Source organism: Actinomadura sp. NEAU-AAG7, assembly GCF_018603865.1.
GTDB classification, from domain to species: Bacteria; Actinomycetota; Actinomycetes; order Streptosporangiales; family Streptosporangiaceae; genus Spirillospora; species Spirillospora litoris.
This window is the reverse complement of record NZ_JAHFZY010000001.1, coordinates 842,007-861,630: the sequence shown is the minus strand read 5'-3', so window position 1 is coordinate 861,630 and position 19,624 is coordinate 842,007. Positions and strand designations below refer to the sequence as shown.

Here is a 19,624-nt window from a genome sequence, read left to right as displayed (position 1 = left end):
CCACACCCGTCCGCCCACGCGGATGGCAGCCTTGCGGCACGCGAGGACTAGCGCCTGGACGTCGGCGAGGCGGATGTTGTCCGTTCCTCCAGAGGGCGGCGTCCTGATCTGGAGTTGGTAGGTCTCTGGATCAGTACGGCACGACGATGCCGAACTCGCGGAGACTCGGCAGCGCTTGGGAGAGGCATTCGCCTACAGTGCGGTCGTCGTTCGGACACCGGAGCTCAACGGGCCACTGTTGGCGGCGAACGTCCAGGCGGGCTTGTTCTGGGCCAGCTGTTCCGGATCCATCCTGATGAACGCGTTGACGCCCTGCTCGCTCAGCCGCTCCAGGATGGGCAGACGCGCAGCGATGAAGTCAGCGGCCGCGTTCCGGAGAGTTCGCGCGCGGCCGGACCAGGCTCCGGCCGCTCAAACCGACCATGTCCGCGCTCTTGGCCGGCTGCGTGGCCCACGGCAGGCCATAAGTTCTGCTACTTCTCTGACGGTATTCGGTGATTCAACATTTTCGGACCCAACTTTAAGTGATCACTCGTATGGCGCGGCAGCGAAAGTACAGGTTTACCACGATGACCATCGGGGCGAGCAATGGTCACCGTTGTGTCCATCCGACAGGAAGGACAAGCATGGCCATCAAGAGGGCGATCTCCTACGCTGTCGCCACAGTGGCGGCCGTGGCTCCACTCGCGATCACGTCCAGTGCATCGGCCGATACGCCGGCAAGGACAGCCACCGCACCGGCCGCCGCGTGCCACTTCGGGGCCAACCCGCCGTACTTGTCCGGCAGGGAAGTCTCCGCCAGCGTCTGGTCCACGCGCGGTTGCCCGAAGTCGGGCAGTTACACGGGCAACCTCCAGCGCAAACGCTGGTACGGATGGCAGACCCTGCGCCACAAGAAATGGTGGGGCGCTGGAGGCTACTCCTTGACCAAGGGCTGCAAGAAGGGCAGCACCTACACCTACCGGTCCTACATATCCAGGTGGCCGGATGGCCGCCATGTATACAGCGCCCAGCGCAGACTCAAGTGTCGCTAGCGAAAACGGACAACTGAGGTCAGCCTCGATGCGGCAGCGCACCGGGCGGCCATGGGAACGGCGCCGACCGCAGTGGTCGGCGCTGTTTTCGATCAGGAATTGTTGCGTCCGTTTCCTGCCTGGTGGGCGCGGGTCAGGAGTGGTGGGCTTGGTGGACGGCTTCGCGGACGGTCCAGATCAGGTCCGGGACGAAGGCGGCGCGGGCTGAGCCGGCCCGGTCGAGGAGGCCGCCCGCGACGAGCAGGGCGCCGTGGCGGTCCTGCTCGTCGATGAACGCGCTGTCGATCGGTGCCAGGCCCCACGGCATGCGGCGGAGCATCGCCTCCCAGGTGCGGGCGGAGCCGCCCCAACTCGCCGCGTCGTAGCGCCGTTCGGCGGCGCGCCGTTCGGCGGCGCGGGCGTGGTCGGCGACCACCCAGCGGTTCGCCCGCTCCATCGCGGTGAGGACGGTGCGCAGCGTGTCCCGGCTCTCCTCCGCGAAACGCCTGGTGGCGGCGAACAGGTGCCGGTTGGACACCGCGCTGTCGGTGGGCACGAGGTGCCGCACCCGGCCGGTCTCCTCCGCCTCGATGAGGCGGGGGCCGAGGATCGTGGCGGCGTCGATCTCGCCCGCGAGGAGCCGTTCGAGGTCGGCGTCGCCCGCCGATTCGACGGTCTCGACGTCCCTGATCGTCAGCCCGGCCTGGTCGAGCGCGCCCGCGACGAGTTGGGCGGGCCAGGCGGGCGGGGGGAAGGCCACCCGGCGGCCTTTCAGGTCGGCGGGGGTGTGCACCGGGCCGTCGGCGCGGACGACCAGCGCCCCTTGCAGCGGCCGGTTGGCGGACGAGGCGACGTACACGAGGGGCAGGTCGTCGGCGTGCGCGCGGAGCATGGGGGTCTGGCCGCAGCCGACGAAGTCCAGGTCGCCGCCCAGCAGCCAGGGCGCGCGGGGGCCGGGCGAGTACGGCACCCATTCGACGTCCAGTTCGGGCTCCAGCAGCCCGAGCGTGGACAGGAAGTACAGCACCGGGTCGTGCCCGTTGACGCCGATCCGGACCGTCATCGGGAACCCCCGGCGGTCCGTTCGCGGACGAGCGGGAGCAGCCGTTCGCCGAGTTCGGTGTGGGTGTGGTGGCGGGCGCCGAGCACGAACCGGGTGGCGCCGGTCTTCCGGTGGTAGTCGGTGATCGTGTCCGCGACCGTTCGCGGCGTGCCGACCAGCAGGGTCCCGGGGGCGACGTCGGGGCCTGTCGCGTTGGCGCGTTCCCGCGCCTCCTCCTCGGTGTCGCCGAGGACGGGGTCGAGTTCGATCGCGAACTCGATGGTGCGGCCGTGTTCCGTGGCCGCCTGCCGGATCCTCGCGAAGTCGGCGAGGGGTTCGGCCGGGGTCACGTGGACGTCGGAGTACCGGGCCGCCAGTTCCAGGGCCTCGGGCGACGTGCCGTCGGAGAAGATCAGCGGGGTCTGCACCGGGCGGATCTCGGAGAAGGCGTCCCGCACCTGGTAGTGCACGCCCTCGTAGTCGAACGGCTCGGGTTCGGTGAGTTCGCGTCCGAGGATGTCCAGGTACTCGCGGGCGCGGGCGTACCGGTCGTCCTCGGGGAGGAAGTCGCCGTCACGGTGCCGATCGTCGGTGGACCACCCGGCGATGACCTGGAGGGACGTCCGGCCGCCGGAGAACTGGTCGAGGGTGGCGAGCTTGCGGGCGGCCACGGTCGGGGCGACGACCCCGGGCCGGTGCGCGATGAGGATCTTCAGCCGGGTGGTGGCGCGCAGGGCCTCGGCGGCGACCAGCCACGGGTCCGGCGAGGAGCTCCCGGACGTCAGTATCACCCGGTCGAACCCGGCGGCCTCGGCCTCCTGCGCGGCGCGGCCGCCAGGGGCCGGCCCGTCGTCCACATGACCGATGAACTCGATCGTCATCTCTCGGCCTCCTTTCAGTTCCGGCCGGCCGGAGCGGACGCCCGGGCAGCGATCCGTTCCCGGGCGAGCGGCAGCAGTTCCCGGCCGAGTTCGGGGGCGGGCGTCCCGTAGGTCATGATCAGGAAGTGGTGGACGCCCAGCTCGTGGTAGTCCGCCAGGGCCTCGGCGACGGTCTCGGGGGTGCCGACCAGCGCGGAGTGGTTGACCGGGGAGCCGGTGGCGCGGGCGATGCCGAGGAACAGGGCGCGGTCGTGCCGGTCGGCCCGTTCGGAGAACGCGACGATGCGGCGGGAGCCCTCGTTCTCGGGCTGCTGCGTTCGCTTGGCCTTGGCGCGACCGTCGGCTTCGGCCGCCGCCCGCAGTTCGTCCGCCCGCCGCCACGCCTCCTCCTCGGTGTCGCCGAGGATGGGCCGGAAGCTGGACATGAACCCGATCTCGCGGCCGTGCGCGGCGGCCAACTCGCGCACCCGGGCGATCTGCGCGGCGGTGTCGGCCAGCGGCTCGCCCCAGGTGGCGTACACGTCGGTGTGCCGGGCGGCCAGCTCCAGCGCCTCGGCCGAGGACCCGCCGGAGAAGATCGTCGGGTGCGGGGTCTGCACCGGCCGGATCTCGGAGAAGGCGTCCCGCACCCGGTAGTGCTCACCCTCGTAGTCGAACGGCTCGGTGGCGGTCAGCTCGCGTTTGAGCAGGTCCAGGTACTCCTCGGCGCGGGCGTAGCGCTCGGCCTTGGGCAGGAAGTCGCCGTCGCGGCGCTGGCCGTAGTCGGTGGAGCCGGCGATGACGTGCAGCGCCGCCCGTCCGCCGGAGTACCGGTCCAGGGTGGCCAGCGAGCGGGCGGCCAGGGTGGGCGCGTGGAAGCCGGGCCGGTGCGCGACCAGGGTGCGCAGCCGGGTGGTGGCGGCCAGCACCTCGGAGCCGACGAGGAAGGTGTCCGGCCAGTTGCTCTCGTACACCAGCAGCGCCTGGTCGAACCCGGCGTCCTCGACCGCGCGGGCGGTCTCGGCGATCTCGCCCTGCCGGTAGTCGCGGATCCGCCGGTCGCCGGGCACGAACGCCGAACCGCCGGACATGTCCAGGCCGGAGCCGACGACGGTGGTGAAGCTGACCTCGCTCATGCCTTCGGCCCCCCGAAGATCGCGGTCCACCGCGGCTGGTTCTGCTTCAGCAGCCCGGAGAAGTCCTTGGCCGGGATGGACTTGAGCTTGTAGCCCGACAGGTCGGGGAACCCGGGCGGCGCGGACGAGCCCGGGATCGTGCCGTAGTTGTAGGAGTACTCCGCGATCTGCTTCTGGGCGGTCGGGGTGAACAGCCACGTCTCCAGCAGCTTGGCCGCGTCCGCGTTGGGGGCGCCTTCGAGGACGCCGTAGCCGGGGCCGTTGAGCACCCAGGCGTCGGTGAGCGAGCCGACGGCGATCGGGGCGCCCCGCTCCTTGGCGTTGGCGGCGATCTGGCTGGGGCCCCAGATGGTGAGGCCGTACCGGCCCTGCGCGACGGCCTGCACGGCGTCGACGACGCTCTTGTACCGGTTCTCCACCGGGACGAGCGTGTTGAGCTGCTTGAGCTGGTCCTCGTTGAGGAGGCCGTTGGTCTTCAGGGTGGCCAGCGAGAAGTCGGTGGGGCTGACCCCGTTCGGCTGGCCGAACGTCAGCCTGCCCTTCCACTTCGGGTCGAGGACGCCGGCGAGCGTGGTCGGCGCCTCGCCCTTGCGCACCAGCCGGGTGTTGTAGACGAGGCCGAACAGGCTCTGGAACGGGACGTTGTAGCGGTGGTCCGGCTCCTTGAAGTCCGCGGCGAGCTTCGCCGCCGTCGGCGGGTCGTAGGCGGCCAGGCGCTTTTGACCGAGGAAGTAGCCGACGTCGCTCGGGCCGCTGAGCACCGCGTCGGCGGTGCGCTTGCCGCTGGCGAACTCGCCGTCCACCTTGGCGAACAGCTGCGCGCCGGACAGCAGTTGGGCGTCGACCTTGATGCCGGGGTAGGTGGCGGCGAACGTGGCGAACACCTTGCCGAGGGCCTCGTTCGGGTCGGACGGCGCGTACGGCGAGTACAGGTGGACGGTCGTCTTCCCGGACGACTTGGCCGCCTTGTAGAGCCGGTCGAGTTCGGCCTTGCCGGCCGCGTCGACCCCGGCGAGGTCGTCCGCCTTCGCGGGGCCGGCCGAGCCACCGCCGCCGGCGGCGTCGGAGCCGCCGCAGGCCGCGAGCAGGGCGATCAGCGGTGCGATCGCCGCGCCGGCGAGCAGCTTCCTGCGTCGTATCCTGGTCACTTCGTCTTCCTTAGGGTTGTGCGGCCCGGTGCAGGCGCGGTCAGATCCGGTTCAGGCCCGGAGCAGGACGAGAGCCGAGGGGTCGAGGCGGAGATCGACGGGGTCGCCGACGGCGGAGGGCGGCACCGCCCCGGACGTGGGGACGTGGGCGGACAGCCGGATCGGGCCGTCCGTGCCGTCCGGGCTCAGCGCGTAGTGCACGGCGTCGCCGGAGTAGGCGGCGTCCTCGACCCGTGCGCGCAGCGCGTTCGGCCCGTTCGCGGACGTGCCGGCGATGCTGAGGGCCGAGCCCCGGAAGGCGACGGTGACGCTGTCGCCGGCCCGCACCTGGCGGTCCGAGGACACGTGCAGCTCGCCGGGGAATCCGGTGGGGCGCACGGTGACGGCGTCGCCGTCGGTCCGGGTGACGGTGCCGCCGACCAGGTTGTCGTAGCCGAGGAACCGGGCCACGAACTCGGTCTCCGGGCTCTGGAACACCTCGGCGGGCGTGCCGGTCTGGAGGATCCGTCCGGCGTCCATCACGACCACCCGGTCGGACATGGTGAGCGCCTCGACCTGGTCGTGCGTCACGTACAGCGTGGTGCGCGGGCTCGCCCGGTGGATGCGGCGCAGTTCGGCGCGCAGCTGGGCGCGGCGCTGCGCGTCCAGGTTGGACAGCGGCTCGTCCAGCAGGAGGACGGCCGGGTCGGCCACGATCGCGCGGGCCAGCGCGACCCGCTGCTGCTGGCCGCCGGACAGCGCCATCGCCTGCCGCCGCTCGGTGCCGGCCAGCCCGACGAGGGCGAGCGCGTCCGCGACCTTCGCCCTGATCTGCGCCTTCGGCGTCCTGCGGACCTTCAGCGGGTAGGCGACGTTGCCGAACACGGTCAGGTGCGGCCAGAGCGCGTAGCTCTGGAACACCAGGCCGAGGTTGCGCCGGTTCGGCGGGACGCGGACGCCGCGTCCCGGGTCGGAGACGGTCTCGCCCGCGAGGCTGATCACGCCGCCGTCGGGATGCTCCAGCCCGGCGAGGCAGCGCAGGATCGTGGTCTTGCCGCAGCCGCTGGGGCCGAGCAGGGTGACGAACTCCCCTTCGGCGATGTCCAGCGAGAAGTCGGGGACGACGACGGCCGCGCCGTAGGACTTGCGGACGCCGGTGAAGCGGACCTCGCTCATGCGGAGACTCCTGTGGGGAGGGGCTGCTCGGGCGCGACGAGACCCGGCTCCACCAGGGGGACGTTCCTGCGGGACGCGGCGCGCCGGGCCACCGCGCGGACCGCCGCCGCCACCAGGCCCAGCAGGACGCCGGCGCCGACGGTGAGCGTGAGCAGCGCCGCCGACTGGCCCTGGTTCTGGTCGTTGAAGAACAGGTAGGTCTGCACGGAGACGGTCCGCGTGCCCGACCCGGACAGCACCAGCGGGGCGTCCAGGTTGCCGGTGATCAGGATGGCGGCCAGCAGCCAGCCGGAGAGCAGGCTGGGCAGCAGCAGCCGCACGGTGACCGTGAGCAGGGCGCGCAGGGCGGTGGCGCCCGCGATCCGGGCGGCGTCCTCCAGCTCGCGGTGCAGCTGGGCGATCGCGCCGGAGGCGATCTGCACGGTCACCGGCAGCACGGCGACCACCACGGCGATCATCAGCAGCCAGACCGTCCCGTACAGCTCCCGCAGGCCGGGGACCGTGGCGTACGCCCAGGTCATGGCGATCGCGGCGATGACGCCCGGCATGGCGAGCGGGAGCAGCGTGACACCGCGCAGCACCGCCCCGCTCCGCCGTCCGGCGCGGGCGCCGAGCACGGCCAGCAGGAAGGACAGCGACGCGGCGGCCAGCCCGCCGAGCACCGCGAGCAGCAGCGTGGTCCGGACGACGCCGGGGATCTCCGGGTTGTTGAACAGCGCCGTGTAGTTCTTCGTCGACAGGTCCCCGACCACGCCGGGGAACGGCTGGAACGAGGCGAACACCACCGACCCGAGCGGCAGCAGGACGGCCAGCACCCCGTAGGCCGCGACGAACGCGCCGCCGAGGATGCGGGCCCGGCCCAGATGCCAGACGTCCGTCCGGTACGACTTGCCGGTGACGATGGTGTAGGACCGGTGTGCCAGCACCCGGTGCTGCACCACGGCCAGCAGCACCACGACCAGGGCGAGGCCCAGCGCGATCGCGCTCGCGTCGGCGTACCGGGGCGGGTTGTGCTCGGTCAGCAGGTCGTAGATGCGCGGCGACAGGAACCCGAGATCGGCCGGGGTGCCGAGGATCAGCGGCTCGTCGAACGACTCCAGCCCGCTGACCAGGCCGATCAGGACGACGCTGGACAGGATCGGGGCGAGCAGCGGCAGGTTGATCCGCGAGAAGGTCCGCCACCGTCCCGCACCGGCGGCCGCGGACGCCTCCTCGTGGGTGCGGTCCAGCGCCCGGAACGGTCCAACCAGGTACAGGTAGACGAACGCCGAGGCGTGCAGCGAGGAGACGCACACGATGCCCGGCCAGCTCTCGACGTTCACCACGTGCCCGTCGGTGCCGAGCAGGTCCTGCGCGGCGACGTTGAGCGTCCCGGTGTACTTGTTGGCGAGCAGGTCGTAGGCGATGGCGTAGAACGCGGGTGAGATCAGCACCGAGACCAGCACCATCGGCCGGATCAGCCGGCGCAGCCAGGTGTCGGTCCGCTCCGACAGGAACGCCAGCACGACCGCCAAGGCCACCCCGAGCACGGTGGACAGCACCGCGAGGATCGCCGAGTTGCGCAGCGCGCCGTTCCTGGTGGCCTCCTCGTCGACCCGGCCCAGCGCGTCGGCGCTCCACCCGCCCGGCACCAGCGGCGAGCTGGTTCGAAACGTTCCAACACCGAGCATCACCAGGGGCCAGAGCAGCAGAAGGAACAGCAGCAGGCCGAGCAGGACGACCCCGACGGCGCGACCGGGCGACGTCCGGGCGGCGCGGAACACCCTCATGGACGAGCACCCCTCGCGTCTCTCAGGCCAGAGAACGCCCGTTCTGGGACGAACTTCGCCATGACCATATACCAACTATAACTATAGGAAAACTATGAAATCGGTCGCGACCAGGTGCCGCTGCTCACATACGCCCCCACGCCCCCGGTCCCGGCCACCCTTCCGGCCGCGGAGGAGCCATCGCTCAGCGCCGCCGCGTCCGCCCGCACTCCCTCCGGCACGGGGCAGTGGGGGGAACGCGAAAACGCGGAGGGGCGGTCCTTTCGACCGCCCCTCCGCGCGCCGCGGGATCAGGTCATTCGACCGGTTTGAGGGCTCCGGCCGTTCGCGCGAGGTGGGCGCGTGCCGCCTCCGCCGCGCCCTCGGCGTCGCCGCGCTCGATGGCGTCGACGATGGCGCGGTGCTCCGCGACGACCGCCTCCAGGCGGCGCGGAAGGCTCAGCGCCTCGTAGCCGATCAGCCACATCGCGCCGCGCAGGCCGACCATTGTCGCGTGGGTGCGTTGCAGACCGAGGATCTGCGTCTGCAACAGGTGGAACCGCTCGTCCAGCGACAGGAACTCGGACTGGTCGCCGGTGGCGGTGAGGGCCTCCTGCGCGTCGATCAGTTCGCGCAGCCGGCTCACGTCCTCGCCGGTGGCGCTGTGGGCCAGGCGGCTCGCGGTGAAGCCTTCGAGCAGGGCGCGCAGGTCGAAGATCTCCTGCCGCTCGGCCTCCGACAGCTCTCGGAGCCGGAACCCGCGCTGGGACTCGATGACGATGATCCCCTCGCGGTTGAGGGAGATCAGCGCTTCGCGCACGGGAGTCCTGGACATGCCGAGGGACTCGGCGAGTTCGTTCTCCGAGTACAGCGCCCCGTGCGTGATGAGACCGTCCCGGATCGCCTGCTGTATCTGGAGATAGGCACGCCTGCCCAGGGTCGGTGGACGCTCGACCGCCTCGATGCCGCTCAGCCTCGCCATCGACTCAGCATATCAGGCGTAGCGCATCACGTACTTGTATACTACGTACCAGTTACAGTAGCGTGCGTCGCGTCACAGTCCATCCCGGCACCAGGAGCGTTCCACGATGGCTCTCCCTGTTGAAGACAAGCTGGCGATCATCGAGCTGTCCAACGCGCAGATGCGGTCGCTCGACGACCACGACGTCGACGCCTGGGTCGGGGCCTGGGTCCCCGACGGCTCGTTCGTCGCCACCTACGGCACGTTCACCGGGCACGACGCGATCAGGGACTTCATCAACGGCCACATCGCCGCGGGCAAGGAGGACGGCGCCCGGCACCTGATGACGAACTACGTCGTCGACGGGGACGGCGACACCGCCACCGCGACCTGCGCGGTCACCAAGCTCCAGGTCGAGAAGCCCCCGTTCGTCATGGCGACGGGCATCTACACCGACATCGCGGTGCGCACCCCCGAGGGCTGGAGGTTCCAGTCGCGCCGGCTCGACATCGACAACGGCGCCTTCGCGCGGGCCAAGGCCGAAGCCGAGGCGCAGGCCGCCGACGCGGCCTCGCGGCGCTGAGAGGAGTGTTCTCGTGACCGAACTCGCAGCGGAGCGGTGGGGGGACTCCGGCCCCCGTGTCGTCATGGTGCACGGGAGCCTGAGCTCGGCCGCCGCCGCCTTCGGTGAGCAGCGGGTCCTGGCGGACCGGTTCCAGATCATCGCCCCCTACCGCCGGGGGTACAGTCCCAGCCCGGGCACGGAGCGCATCGACCCCGACCGCGACGCGGGCGAGATCGTCGAGCTGCTCGGCGACGGCGCCCACCTCGTCGGGACGTCCATGGGCGGCGTCGTCGCCATGCGGGCCGCCGCGCTGGCGCCGGAGAAGGTCTGGTCGCTGACGGTGGTCGAGCCGCCCGCGATGCCCAACGGCGCCGGCCGGCCCGCGGCGGACCGGCTCATCGCGGCACTGCGCGACCACTGGGCCGCGGCCGACGGCACCGATCTCGCGTCCTTCGCCGACGGCTTCCTCAAGGTGCTCGGCGTCGACCTGCGGCTGCCGTCGCCGCTTCCGCCGCCGCTCGCGGAGGCCGTCCGCAACCTCACGACCGAACGGCCGTGGGAGACGGGCGCCCCCGCGGAGGAGCTCGCGCGGGCCCCGTTTCCCAAGCTCGTGGTCACGGGCGGCGGGACGCCCGGTTTCGAGGACGTCGCCGACGCCCTGGCCGAGGCGTTGCCGGCCGAGCGCGTCCTGTTCGAGGGGAGCCCGCACGCGGTGCAACGGATCGGCCGGCGGTTCAACGAGCGACTCCTCGCCCATCTGGAAGCCGCGGGAATCCCGTCGGCGTAAGCCGCTCACGTGGGCCGAGGCCGATTTCGGTACCGCCCGGAAAGGAAGGGTCGATGCGCGTAGCGCTCCTCCAGGTCGCCAGCCCCGATGACGAATCCGTGGCCGATCGGGTGCGCCGGGTCGGCGATGCCGTCCGCCATGAAAGCGGTTTGGGCGCGACCGACCTTCTGGTGCTGCCCGAACTGTGGAACGTCGGCTATTTCGCCTTCGACGAGTACGGCGCGCGGGCCGAGCCGCTGGCGGGCCCGACGGTCACGGCGGCCCGCGCATGGGCGACGGACCTCGGCCTGTACGTGCACCTGGGCAGCATCGTGGAGGTCGACGAAGCCCGGCGGCTGCACAACACCTCGGTGGTGATCGCCCCCGACGGATCGGTGCTGAGCACGTACCGCAAGGTGCACGTCTTCGGTTACGGCTCGCGCGAACAGGAGCTCCTGACCCCGGGCGCCTCCGTGTCCGTCGACCCGATCGCCGGCATGCCCACGGGCATCACCACCTGCTACGACCTCCGGTTTCCCGAGCTCTACCGGAGCCTGGTCGACCAGGGCACGGAGTCGGTGGCCGTCTGCGCCGCGTGGCCCGCCGGACGCCTTGAGCACTGGCGGCTGTTCACCACCGTGCGCGCGGTGGAGCAGCAGGCGTACCTGGTGGCGTGCAACGCCGTCGGCGAGCAGCACGGCGTGCTCCTCGGCGGCCGGAGCCGCGTCGTCGACCCCTGGGGACAGGTGCTGGTCGAGGCCGGCACCGAGGAGGGGTTCACCTTCGCCGACCTCGACCCCGACCTGCCCGAGCGCGTGCGCGCCGAGTTCCCGGCGCTGGCGGATCGCCGCTGGCCCGCCGTCCCGACGACGCAGGAGAGATACGCGTGACCACCGCGACCACCAGGCTCCGGCTGCGGACCGACGCGGGGGACGAGCTGCCCTTCGCACCGTCCCACCTCGTCGTGGCCGGATACACCGGCCGTGACCTGGACGCCGTCCGGCGCCACATCGAGGAGCTCGCCGCGATCGGCGTCCCCGAGCCGGACGGCGTCCCGGCCTTCTACGAGATCGCCGTCGACCGGCTGACCACCGACGCCTCGATCACGGTGGACGGGAGGTCGACCTCGGGCGAGATCGAGCCGGTCCTCCTGCGCGCCGGAGGCCGCCACTACCTCACCGTCGGCTCCGACCACACCGATCGCGAGCTGGAGCGCCAGGACGTCCACCTGTCCAAGGCGGCCTGCCCCAAGCCCATCGCGTCCACCGTGATCGACCTCGGCGACGACCCGGCCGCGGTCGCCTGGGACGACATCGTCGCCCGCAGCTGGGTGGACGGCACCCCCTACCAGGAGGGCACCCTCGCCCAGATGCTGCCGACCGGCCAGGTGCTCGCCGAGTGGGACCGGCGCGGTGCCGGCGGCACCGCACTGGCGCTCTTCGGCGGCACGATGCCGCTGCTGGACGGCGGCTTCCGCTACGGCACGGACTGGCGCATGCGCCTCCAGGTCCCCGGCCGCGCCCCCCTAGAACTGGCCTACTCCGTCACTGTAAGGAATGGATGATGCGCACCAGCACCGACTATCTGGCCTCGCTCGACGACGGCCGCCGCGTCATTGTCGACGGCGCCCCCGTCGGACACGTCGCGAGCCACCCCGCGTTCGCTCCGATCGCCCGCACCATCGGCGGCCTCTTCGACCTGGCCGCCGACCCCGCGAACGGCATGCAGGTCGCGGACGAGGCGTCCGGCCGTCCGGTCAACCGGCTCTTCCTGCCCCCGCGCGGCCCGGAGGACCTCCGGGCCTTCCGCGCCGCCGCCCAGGTCTGGGCCGACCACACCCACGGCTGGGTGGGCCGCTCCCCCGACCACGTCGGGGCCTTCGTCGCCGCGTTCTCCGCCCATCCCGAGGCGTTCGCCGAGGAACGCGGGCTCCGCGGCAACGTCCTCGCCTACCACCGCAGGATCGTCGAGAACGACCTCTACGTGTCCTATGCGATCATCCCGCCGCAGGTCTCCCGGGCCACCACCGCGCACGCGTGGGAGGGCGACTTCATCCAGGTCGGGGTCAAGGAGGAGCGCGAGGACGGCATCGTCGTCCGCGGCGCCCAGATGCTCGCCACCGGCGGCGCGGTCGCCGACGAGATCCTGGTCTCCTGCATCAAGCCGCTCCAGCCCGAGGACGAGGACTTCGCGGTCAGCTTCACCGTCCCGGTGAACGCCTCCGGTCTCGCCCTCTACTGCCGCCGCCCCTACGCGCCCGGCGCGACCAGCGGGTTCGACTACCCGCTCAGCTCGCGCTTCGACGAGAGCGACGCGCTGCTCGTCTTCGACGACGTGTTCATCCCGTGGAAGGACGTCTTCGTCTACAAGGACGTCCCGGGGCTGCGGAAGCAGTTCTTCGACACCGCCGCGCACGTGCTCGGCAACTGGCAGGCGCAGATCCGCTTCGCCACCAAGCTGAACTTCCTCGCGGGCATCGCCCGCAAGGTCGCGGCGGTGAACGGCGTCGACAGGTTCCCCGGCGTGGTCGAGAAGCTCGGCGAACTCGCCGGCCTCGTCTCCGTCGTCGAGTCCGGTGTGCTCGCCGCCGAGCACACCGCGGCGCCCGACGCCCAGGGCCTCTGGCGCCCCGGCGCCGCGTCGCTGTACGGCGCGATGGGCCTCCAGTCCGAGATCCACCCGCGGGTCATCGGCATCGTGCGCGACCTGGTCGGCGGGGGCGTCCTCCAGGTTCCCTCCAGCGTCCACGAACTGCTCAACGCCGGCACCCGCGAGGACATGGAACGCTACGTCAGCAGTCCCGGCGTCTCCTCGGTGGACCGGGTCAAGCTGTTCAAACTCGCGTGGGACGCGGTGGGCAGCGAGTTCGCCGGACGGCACCAGCAGTACGAGCTATTCTACGCCGGCGCCCCGTTCGTCGTGAAGGGCTACGCGTTCCGCAACTTCGACTACGACACCCCGGTGCGCACGGTCGAGGAGTTCCTCGCGTCCTACGACGCGCCCGGACTGCCCGTCGCGGACCTGAAGGAGGAGGCGCCGGCGTGAGCAAGCCCGAGTACGAGTTCTTCCCCGTGACCGACGTCGAGTTCACGGTCTGCCCCGGCGACGACCCGCTCATCACCGAACGGATCCTGAGCAGGGACCCCGAGAGCGGCGTGGCCACCCGGATCCTCCGCTACGCCCCGGGCGCGGACTCGACGCCGATGGGCGTGCAGAGGCATGACTTCTGGGAAGAGGTCTACATCCTCGAAGGCTCGTTCGTGGACCTGACGCTGAACCGGACGTTCTCCGCGGGCGAGTACGCGTGCCGTCCGCCGGGCATGCCGCATGGTCCCTGGCGTTCCGAGCAGGGCGTCCTGACCTTCGAGGTCCGCTACCCGGCAGGCGGTAAGGAGTAGGAGATGACCACGGCACCGTCACTGATCGACCCGCTGCTGATGCGCCAGACCATGGGCAGGTTCGCCACCGGCGTCGCCGTGGTCACCACCGAGTTCGACGGCGTCCCGCACGGCATGACCGTCAACTCGCTGACCTCGGTCTCCCTCGACCCGCCGCTGCTGCTCGTCTGCTTCAACCACGGCGCCCGCAGCGTCGAGGCCGTGACGACCGCGGGCGGATTCGTCGTGAACGTCCTCTCCCGGCGGCACCAGGAGATCGCGCTCCGCTTCGCCCGGCGGGGAGAGGACCACTTCGCCGGACTCGGCCTGGAGTACGAGGGCCACCGCGTGCCCGTCGTCCCGCAGGCACTGGCCCACCTCGAATGCGATCTGGAGCGCACCGTCGAAGCGGGCGACCACACGGTCGTGTTCGGCGCGGTGACCGGCGTCTGCACCCGCGAGGGCGATCCGCTCGGCTTCTACGGCGGCCGGTTCAGCGACATCGTCCCGCACGGCCAAGCCCTGGACCCCTGGTTCTTCTGACCCACCCGGCGCGGAGAGGCGCGCCGTCACGCGCGTGCCGCGCGGCTGCCGGGCCATGGTCGAGCGGTCAGGCGGGCTGCCACAGCTCCACCCGGTTGCCCTCCGGGTCGGTGACCCAGCCGAACCGGCCGACACCTTCCATGTCCTGCGTTTCCTCCGCCACGTCCGCTCCCTTGGCGCGCAGTTGCGCGAGCATCGCGTCCAGGTCGCGGACGCGGAAGTTGAGCATGGCCTGCTGGGTGCGGGACCCGAAATAGTCGGTCTCGGACTCGAACGTCGCGAATACCGTCGGCCCGTCATCCTGGCGCCACAGGCCGTTGTTGTCCGTGTCCAAACCCAGGCAATCGCGATACCACGCGTTGAGGGCCGCCGGGTCGGCGGCCCTCATGAAGTACCCACCGATTCCAAGCACACGTTCCATGCCGCGGATTGTGCCAGCAACGGCGATCGGACGGGCGGAAGCCAGGGGAAAACGTTTGGCTTCCGCTCTATGGCGAGCCCTAGAGGATGTCGGTGGGGGCGGGTTCGGCGGCGCCCCAGGCGTGGCGGACGGGGGTTGTTCCTGGTGGGAAGGTGTAGACGATGACGTTGTCGTAGGTGAGGTCCAGGAGGGTTTCGACCTCTGATTGGAAGCGGCGTAGTTGGGCGGGGGTGACCTGGCCTTCGAAGACGCTTCGCTGGACGTGGTGCAGGTACTTGCGGCAGGTTCGCAGGATGCGGGGGTTCCGCTCGGCGGCGGTGTCGTAGACGACGATGACGTGCACGGTTCACCACCAGATCCGGAAGGGTTTGTAGGGGGTGCCTTCGAGGCATCGCCGGGTGAGGGCCAGGGCGTCGAGGTAGAGCAGTTCGTCGTAGGCGACGGGCCGGTTCAGGGTGCGGTGGGCGACGGTGACGGACAGTTCGTCGCGGACGGCCTGGACGACCAGTTTGCGACCGGTTTCGCTGAGCATGGCCTGGTTGGCTCCGCTGTCGAAATGGTGCTCCTTGAGTTGGTTCCGTTTGCTCATCCGCAAAAGCAGGCGTTCGGCGAAGAGGGGCCTGAACATCTCGGAGATGTCGAGCACCAGGGAGTGGCGCTGGCGTTCCATGCTGCTGTGCAGGAAGGCGATACCGGTGTGCAGGGGTGTCAGGCGCAGGGCCGTGAGGGTTCGGGCGTAGGTGATGCCGTTCACGTAGCTGACGAACGCGTTGCCGGCGTTCTTGGGCGGGCGGCGGCTGCGGCCGCAGAGCTGGAGCCAGCCGGGGAGTTCGGTGTCGAGGACCTCCCATGCCGATCGGCGGAAATTGCCCTCGATGCCCATGAGGCGGGCGGAGCTCTCGGCGGCTTCGAGTTCCTTCCGCAGGACGTCGTAGGGGTGGGCGAGGAGCTTCCGGTCGATGACGCGGCGGACGTTGAAGGCGGTGGAGGCGACGATGGCGCGGGCGACCTGGAGTGCGGCCTCGGGGTCCTCGGCCAGCCGAGCCTGGGCGAGGACGGTCTCGCCGGACGTGCTGGTGTCGGAGGTGAGGAGCGATCCGGCGTAGTCGCCGTAGTGGCTCAGGAAGTGGACGTTGACGCGGTGGCGGTTCAGGAGCGCGATGACCGAGGTGTTGATGTCGGTCTCGGCGCAGGCGACGATGTCGCGGACGTCGGTGATCGGGATGTGGACCTTGCCGGTGCCCTCGCGCTCGATGACGAGCGACTCGTCCTTGCGGCGAATGCGGCAGGGGCCGGTGAGCCAGTAGGTGCGTGCGGCGGCGGGCATGTCATTCCGTCCAGCAGTAGTCGGTGTAGCCGCAGCCCCGGCAGGCCGAGCGTGCCAGGCGGGTGGGTGAGGTGCTCTCGGCGGCGACGGCGAGGACCTGGGCGATGTCGGCCTGGGCCAGCCGGGCGGCCTCCGGTGTGTAGGGATGGCGGTGGGTGCGGCGGGTTCTGGGGTAGTGCAGGATCGCGCCTTGGGCGTCGATGCCGATGTGTTCGAGCCGGTAGCAGTAGTGCCGCCCCTGCGCCTCGTCCGCGGGGGTCGGACGGGCCGATGACTTGACCTCGTGGACCCAGCGCCGGCCGTCGATAAAGTCGAGTCTGGCGGCGCCGAGGTCGACCGGGCCGCGGCGGGTGTACGAAGTCTCGTGTACGGCCTCGCCGAGCCGCACGCTGCCGCTCAGATGTTCGGGGCGGACCCCGCGCAGGTAGAGCCACAGTTGGCGGCGGCAGTGGTAGAGGTATTTGATGTGGACGCCGCCGACATCCTCGGCCTCGATCAAAGGATCTCACCCGGTTCGTATTTTTGATGTGGATCGGGATGGATGGCCCGTAAGCCCAGGTGTTCGTCATAGTCGCCTTCTACGACGCATATCTTGAGACGTTTGTCATAGCCGCCAAGGGATGTGCACCATGACGGGACGGGGATGAGGTACTGGTCGGCGTGCAGGCGGGAGACCGCCTTGTCGTCCGCCTGCTCCAAGGAAGTTCTGTAGTCGTCATGGTCTTGCCGAAGAATCACTTCGGATCCTTCGAATTGGCGGTCGAACACCTCTGCGAGGTGGGAGCGGTCGTCGAAGGGGTGCGAGAATTCCAGGAATGCATCTTCGAACTCCTGGCGGTGGTATTCGACCCTTTCGGCCCAGGTGCGGCCCCAGGGGCCGGCGTAGATCTCGTCGAGCCACCCGGTGATGACCTGTTCGTCGATGGTCCGGCCGTCGTGGCGGGTGAGGATGTCCCAGCCGTGCAGGGTGGGCTCGGCCTCGTAGACGCCGTCGGCCCACAGCTCGCCGCCGCGGGTGGCATAGGCGGGCTGGTGGACGACCACCGGGACGGGTGCCAGGGCGCCGAGCCTGTTGGCTCTGCCGAAGCGCTGGACGAGGGCTTCCAGGTCGGCGGCCGAGGTGTGGCAGGAGTCCAGGTCGAGGTCGAGGGAGACTTCGAGTGCCTGGGTCCCGACCAGCAGGCCCGGTCGGCGGGGCGTTCCGCTGGCGAAGCGTTTCCGAACGGCGGTCTCGATGGCGGTCCGGTCCATGCGGCGGTAGCGCGAGTGCAGTAGGTGAGCGGAGCCTTCGCCGTGGAGTTCTGCGCAGAAGGGACCGAGGGCTTCGTAGAGGCCGATCGCGTCGCGGATGTTGTTCGCGACGACGAGAACGGATTGGCCGTGGGTGAGTCGTTGACGTATCTCGGCGAGAGACCTCTCGTCCGTGAGGTGGGCTTGGCGGGTGTGCAGCCGGTGACGGACGGGAGGCTGGAGCTCCGCCGGCGGTTGGACCAGGGTCGTCCGGCCGTCCAGGGCTCGGGTGACCAGGTCGGCGAGGGCGGTGGGCATGGTCGCGGAGAGCACGGCGACGCGTCCGCCGATGCGGTGCCAGAAGCCGAGGATGGCGAGGATCATGCCGAGGCGGCGCGGGTCGTAGGCGTGCAGCTCGTCCAGGATGAAGACCGAGTTGGCGCTGTCGGTGAGGATGCTGGAATGGACGGGCCCCGCCAGCGCGCCTCGGAGGAGTTGGTACGGGGTGCCGATGCGCAGGAGTTCGCGGAAGTTCTTGGTGGCCTCCGCGCGGGAACGCGCTTTGGCGGCGGCGTCGGTGAGGTCGGTGTCATCACCGGTGCATCCGTCCGAAAGGGACCGGGCGAGGTGGTAGGAGGCCGCCTTGGAATGAGCGACGCCGATTCCGTCGGGTGAGTGCAGGTCCTCGGCGAGGCGACCGGTCATGGCGTTGATGCTGGCCAGGTAGGGCAGTAGGTAGAAGACCCGGGGATTTCCGTTCGTGCGGGCTGCCAGGTCGTCGATCTGGGTGGTCGCCCACAGGAGAACCGCTTCGGTTTTGCCGCTTCCCGTCCAGGAACGCAGGAGGAGGTTGCCGAGGGTGGCGGCGGCCTGTCGTTGCTGCGGGCGCAGGGCGTGGCCTTGGCCGGCGAGGCGCTCCGCCAGCCGGACGGGATAGTTCTCGTTCAGCGGGTTCCGGCCGGCCAGGGGCGCGTGCGCGGAGGACAGGTGGTCGGCCATGGTGACCGCGCCCAGCAGCAGGACGGCCGTCGTGCCGCCGGCGTCGCCGGGCGGGAGTTCCCATTCCCAGCGGTCCATGACGTTCTGGAATTGCCGATGGGCGGCGTCTGTCAGTTGCCGGATGTCATGGGCCGGGACCGTTTCGGGGAACGGCAGCCGGTAGCGGCGGCCGGTGGCGTGCAACCATTCCATGAGTGCGGTGAGGCGTTCCGGGGACGCGGGTGTGAACTTGCCGGCGAAGTCCTCGGGGCGGTCGTCGGCGTACTGCGTGAACAGCGGCAGCTTGGACACCCTTTCCAGACCCGAGGTGAAAGGGCGGTGATGACCGGCCACCACCGCCGCCACACGGTCACGTTGCTCGGCGGGCAGGTCGGTCAGGAGCAGGCGCACGAATCCCAGGGACAGCACTTCGTGCCGTTCACCCCAGACGACCGGCTTCTGCCGGGCGAGGTTGCCGATCATCCTTTGGAAGCCGTCCGGCACCTTGCCCGCGTCGTGGAGCAGCGCGGCGAGCGCCGCCGACGTCCAGAATTCGGCTGGCATGCCGGGGATGTCACCCACCCGGGCGCGGATCACCCGCACGGCGTCCAGGGTGGTGAGCAGATGGCTGGTCAGCAACTCGCCGGGGACTCCCGGCCTGGGCGAACTCTTCGCTCTGAGGTCCGTCACGGCCACGGTCTCAGGTGCTCCGGTCCGGGTGGACGGGTGGGAGGAGCGCGAGGGCCTGCCCGCCCCCGGTGGCGAGGCCGGTGTCGATCTCGGTGCGCGCGCCGGCCGGGTCGTACCGGTAGTCGTCCCAGGTGAAGCGGGCGCGGTCGGCGGAGATGGCGGTGGTCAGCCGCATCGCCGTGCCGGTCGCGTTCGGCAGGCCGAACGGGACGACGGCGCGGTTCTGGCGGCCGGTGGACGTGGTCAGCTCGACGCGGCGGGCGGTGACGGCGACCAGGTCCTGGCTGCGTCCAAGGCGCAGCGGCCAGACCGGGCGGCGGATCGCGCGGGCCCACAGGCCGATGTCCTCGGTGAGCCAGACCGTCAGCGTGACGAGGGCCAGGAAGTCGCGGTCCTTGATGGTGGCGTTGGTCGTGGTGCCGGGGCTGCCGAGCGGGTGGTAGGTCTCCAGGTCGCGGCCCGATCCGGCGGCGTGGAAGGTCATGGCGAACCGGGTGTGCGGGGGGACCCGGTCCCATCCTCCGGCGGCGGCGGCCAGCATCCCGCCGACGGTGGACGGCGGCGGGCAGGGCAACTCGATTTGCAGCCCGTCATAGAGGGGGTTGCGAAAGCTGACGACCGGAGCCGTGACGGTCACTTCCAGGGCTTCGGACATGGGCGTACT

Annotated in this window: 20 protein-coding genes; 7 read left to right on the top strand and 13 right to left on the bottom strand. The window is 70.7% G+C overall.

The features are described from left to right. Positions 1-1,167 precede the first annotated feature (1,167 nt). The 7 genes from KLI87_RS04050 to KLI87_RS04020 form a co-directional block, all read right to left on the bottom strand. Positions 1,168-2,076, bottom strand: a complete 909-nt coding sequence (locus tag KLI87_RS04050) for an ABC transporter substrate-binding protein (protein WP_214615872.1) — start codon at positions 2,074-2,076, stop codon at positions 1,168-1,170. Then, positions 2,073-2,936 (bottom strand): LLM class flavin-dependent oxidoreductase, encoded by an 864-nt coding sequence (locus KLI87_RS04045; RefSeq protein WP_214615871.1) that lies wholly within the window; start codon positions 2,934-2,936, stop codon positions 2,073-2,075. Before KLI87_RS04045 ends, KLI87_RS04050 begins: the two co-directional genes overlap by 4 nt. A 14-nt stretch (positions 2,937-2,950) precedes the next feature. Then, positions 2,951-4,051, bottom strand: coding sequence for an LLM class flavin-dependent oxidoreductase (locus KLI87_RS04040; protein ID WP_214615870.1), 1,101 nt, complete (start codon positions 4,049-4,051; stop codon positions 2,951-2,953). Beyond that, positions 4,048-5,199 carry an ABC transporter substrate-binding protein gene (locus KLI87_RS04035; protein ID WP_156220250.1) on the bottom strand — a complete coding sequence of 384 codons (1,152 nt, stop codon included), beginning with the start codon at positions 5,197-5,199 and terminating at the stop codon, positions 4,048-4,050. The genes KLI87_RS04040 and KLI87_RS04035 overlap by 4 nt, the downstream gene beginning before the upstream one ends. Positions 5,200-5,250: 51 nt before the next feature. Beyond that, positions 5,251-6,354: an ABC transporter ATP-binding protein gene (locus KLI87_RS04030; RefSeq protein WP_214615869.1), complete on the bottom strand. Its 1,104-nt coding sequence runs from the start codon at positions 6,352-6,354 to the stop codon at positions 5,251-5,253. After that, complete coding sequence (locus KLI87_RS04025; protein ID WP_214615868.1) at positions 6,351-8,123, bottom strand: iron ABC transporter permease; 1,773 nt, start codon at positions 8,121-8,123, stop codon at positions 6,351-6,353. The genes KLI87_RS04030 and KLI87_RS04025 overlap by 4 nt, the downstream gene beginning before the upstream one ends. Positions 8,124-8,418: 295 nt before the next feature. Beyond that, positions 8,419-9,084 (bottom strand): GntR family transcriptional regulator, encoded by a 666-nt coding sequence (locus KLI87_RS04020; RefSeq protein ID WP_214615867.1) that lies wholly within the window; start codon positions 9,082-9,084, stop codon positions 8,419-8,421. A 106-nt stretch (positions 9,085-9,190) separates the two neighbouring features. Between KLI87_RS04020 and KLI87_RS04015 the strand changes: the two genes are divergently transcribed. Genes KLI87_RS04015 through KLI87_RS03985 form a run of 7 tightly spaced genes read left to right on the top strand, consistent with a single transcriptional unit; the run spans position 9,191 to position 14,314 of the window. Beyond that, positions 9,191-9,646, top strand: a complete 456-nt coding sequence (locus KLI87_RS04015; protein ID WP_156220254.1) for a nuclear transport factor 2 family protein — start codon at positions 9,191-9,193, stop codon at positions 9,644-9,646. 13 nt (positions 9,647-9,659) lie between these two features. Further along, the gene (locus KLI87_RS04010) at positions 9,660-10,415 is read left to right on the top strand and encodes an alpha/beta fold hydrolase (protein ID WP_214615866.1); all 756 of its coding nucleotides are present in this window, start codon (positions 9,660-9,662) and stop codon (positions 10,413-10,415) included. 53 nt (positions 10,416-10,468) lie between these two features. Next, on the top strand, positions 10,469-11,284 hold the full coding sequence (locus tag KLI87_RS04005; RefSeq protein WP_214615865.1) for a carbon-nitrogen family hydrolase: 816 nt from the start codon (positions 10,469-10,471) through the stop codon (positions 11,282-11,284). After that, positions 11,281-11,958: a DUF2848 family protein gene (locus KLI87_RS04000; RefSeq protein WP_214615864.1), complete on the top strand. Its 678-nt coding sequence runs from the start codon at positions 11,281-11,283 to the stop codon at positions 11,956-11,958. Before KLI87_RS04005 ends, KLI87_RS04000 begins: the two co-directional genes overlap by 4 nt. Continuing rightward, a complete protein-coding gene (locus KLI87_RS03995) occupies positions 11,958-13,439 on the top strand; it encodes a 4-hydroxyphenylacetate 3-hydroxylase family protein (RefSeq protein ID WP_214615863.1) in 1,482 nt (493 codons plus the stop codon). The genes KLI87_RS04000 and KLI87_RS03995 overlap by 1 nt, the downstream gene beginning before the upstream one ends. After that, on the top strand, positions 13,436-13,792 hold the full coding sequence (locus KLI87_RS03990; protein ID WP_214615862.1) for a cupin domain-containing protein: 357 nt from the start codon (positions 13,436-13,438) through the stop codon (positions 13,790-13,792). The genes KLI87_RS03995 and KLI87_RS03990 overlap by 4 nt, the downstream gene beginning before the upstream one ends. Before the next feature lie 3 nt (positions 13,793-13,795). Then, positions 13,796-14,314, top strand: a complete 519-nt coding sequence (locus KLI87_RS03985) for a flavin reductase family protein (RefSeq protein WP_156220258.1) — start codon at positions 13,796-13,798, stop codon at positions 14,312-14,314. Between the two features lie 67 nt (positions 14,315-14,381). Here the strand turns inward: KLI87_RS03985 and KLI87_RS03980 are convergent, their stop codons facing one another. The 6 genes from KLI87_RS03980 to cas5 form a co-directional block, all read right to left on the bottom strand. Next, positions 14,382-14,735, bottom strand: a complete 354-nt coding sequence (locus KLI87_RS03980; protein WP_214615861.1) for a VOC family protein — start codon at positions 14,733-14,735, stop codon at positions 14,382-14,384. Between the two features lie 79 nt (positions 14,736-14,814). Continuing rightward, positions 14,815-15,078: a CRISPR-associated endonuclease Cas2 gene (cas2, locus tag KLI87_RS03975; protein ID WP_214615860.1), complete on the bottom strand. Its 264-nt coding sequence runs from the start codon at positions 15,076-15,078 to the stop codon at positions 14,815-14,817. A gap of 3 nt (positions 15,079-15,081) precedes the next feature. Continuing rightward, positions 15,082-16,062 carry a CRISPR-associated endonuclease Cas1 gene (gene cas1, locus KLI87_RS03970; protein ID WP_214615859.1) on the bottom strand — a complete coding sequence of 327 codons (981 nt, stop codon included), beginning with the start codon at positions 16,060-16,062 and terminating at the stop codon, positions 15,082-15,084. 1 nt (position 16,063) lies between these two features. Further along, complete coding sequence (locus KLI87_RS03965; RefSeq protein WP_156220261.1) at positions 16,064-16,561, bottom strand: CRISPR-associated protein Cas4; 498 nt, start codon at positions 16,559-16,561, stop codon at positions 16,064-16,066. After that, positions 16,558-18,909, bottom strand: a complete 2,352-nt coding sequence (gene cas3, locus KLI87_RS03960; RefSeq protein ID WP_214615858.1) for a CRISPR-associated helicase Cas3' — start codon at positions 18,907-18,909, stop codon at positions 16,558-16,560. The genes KLI87_RS03965 and cas3 overlap by 4 nt, the downstream gene beginning before the upstream one ends. Positions 18,910-18,970: 61 nt before the next feature. Next, positions 18,971-19,615, bottom strand: coding sequence for a CRISPR-associated protein Cas5 (gene cas5, locus KLI87_RS03955; RefSeq protein WP_214615857.1), 645 nt, complete (start codon positions 19,613-19,615; stop codon positions 18,971-18,973). Positions 19,616-19,624 lie beyond the last annotated feature (9 nt).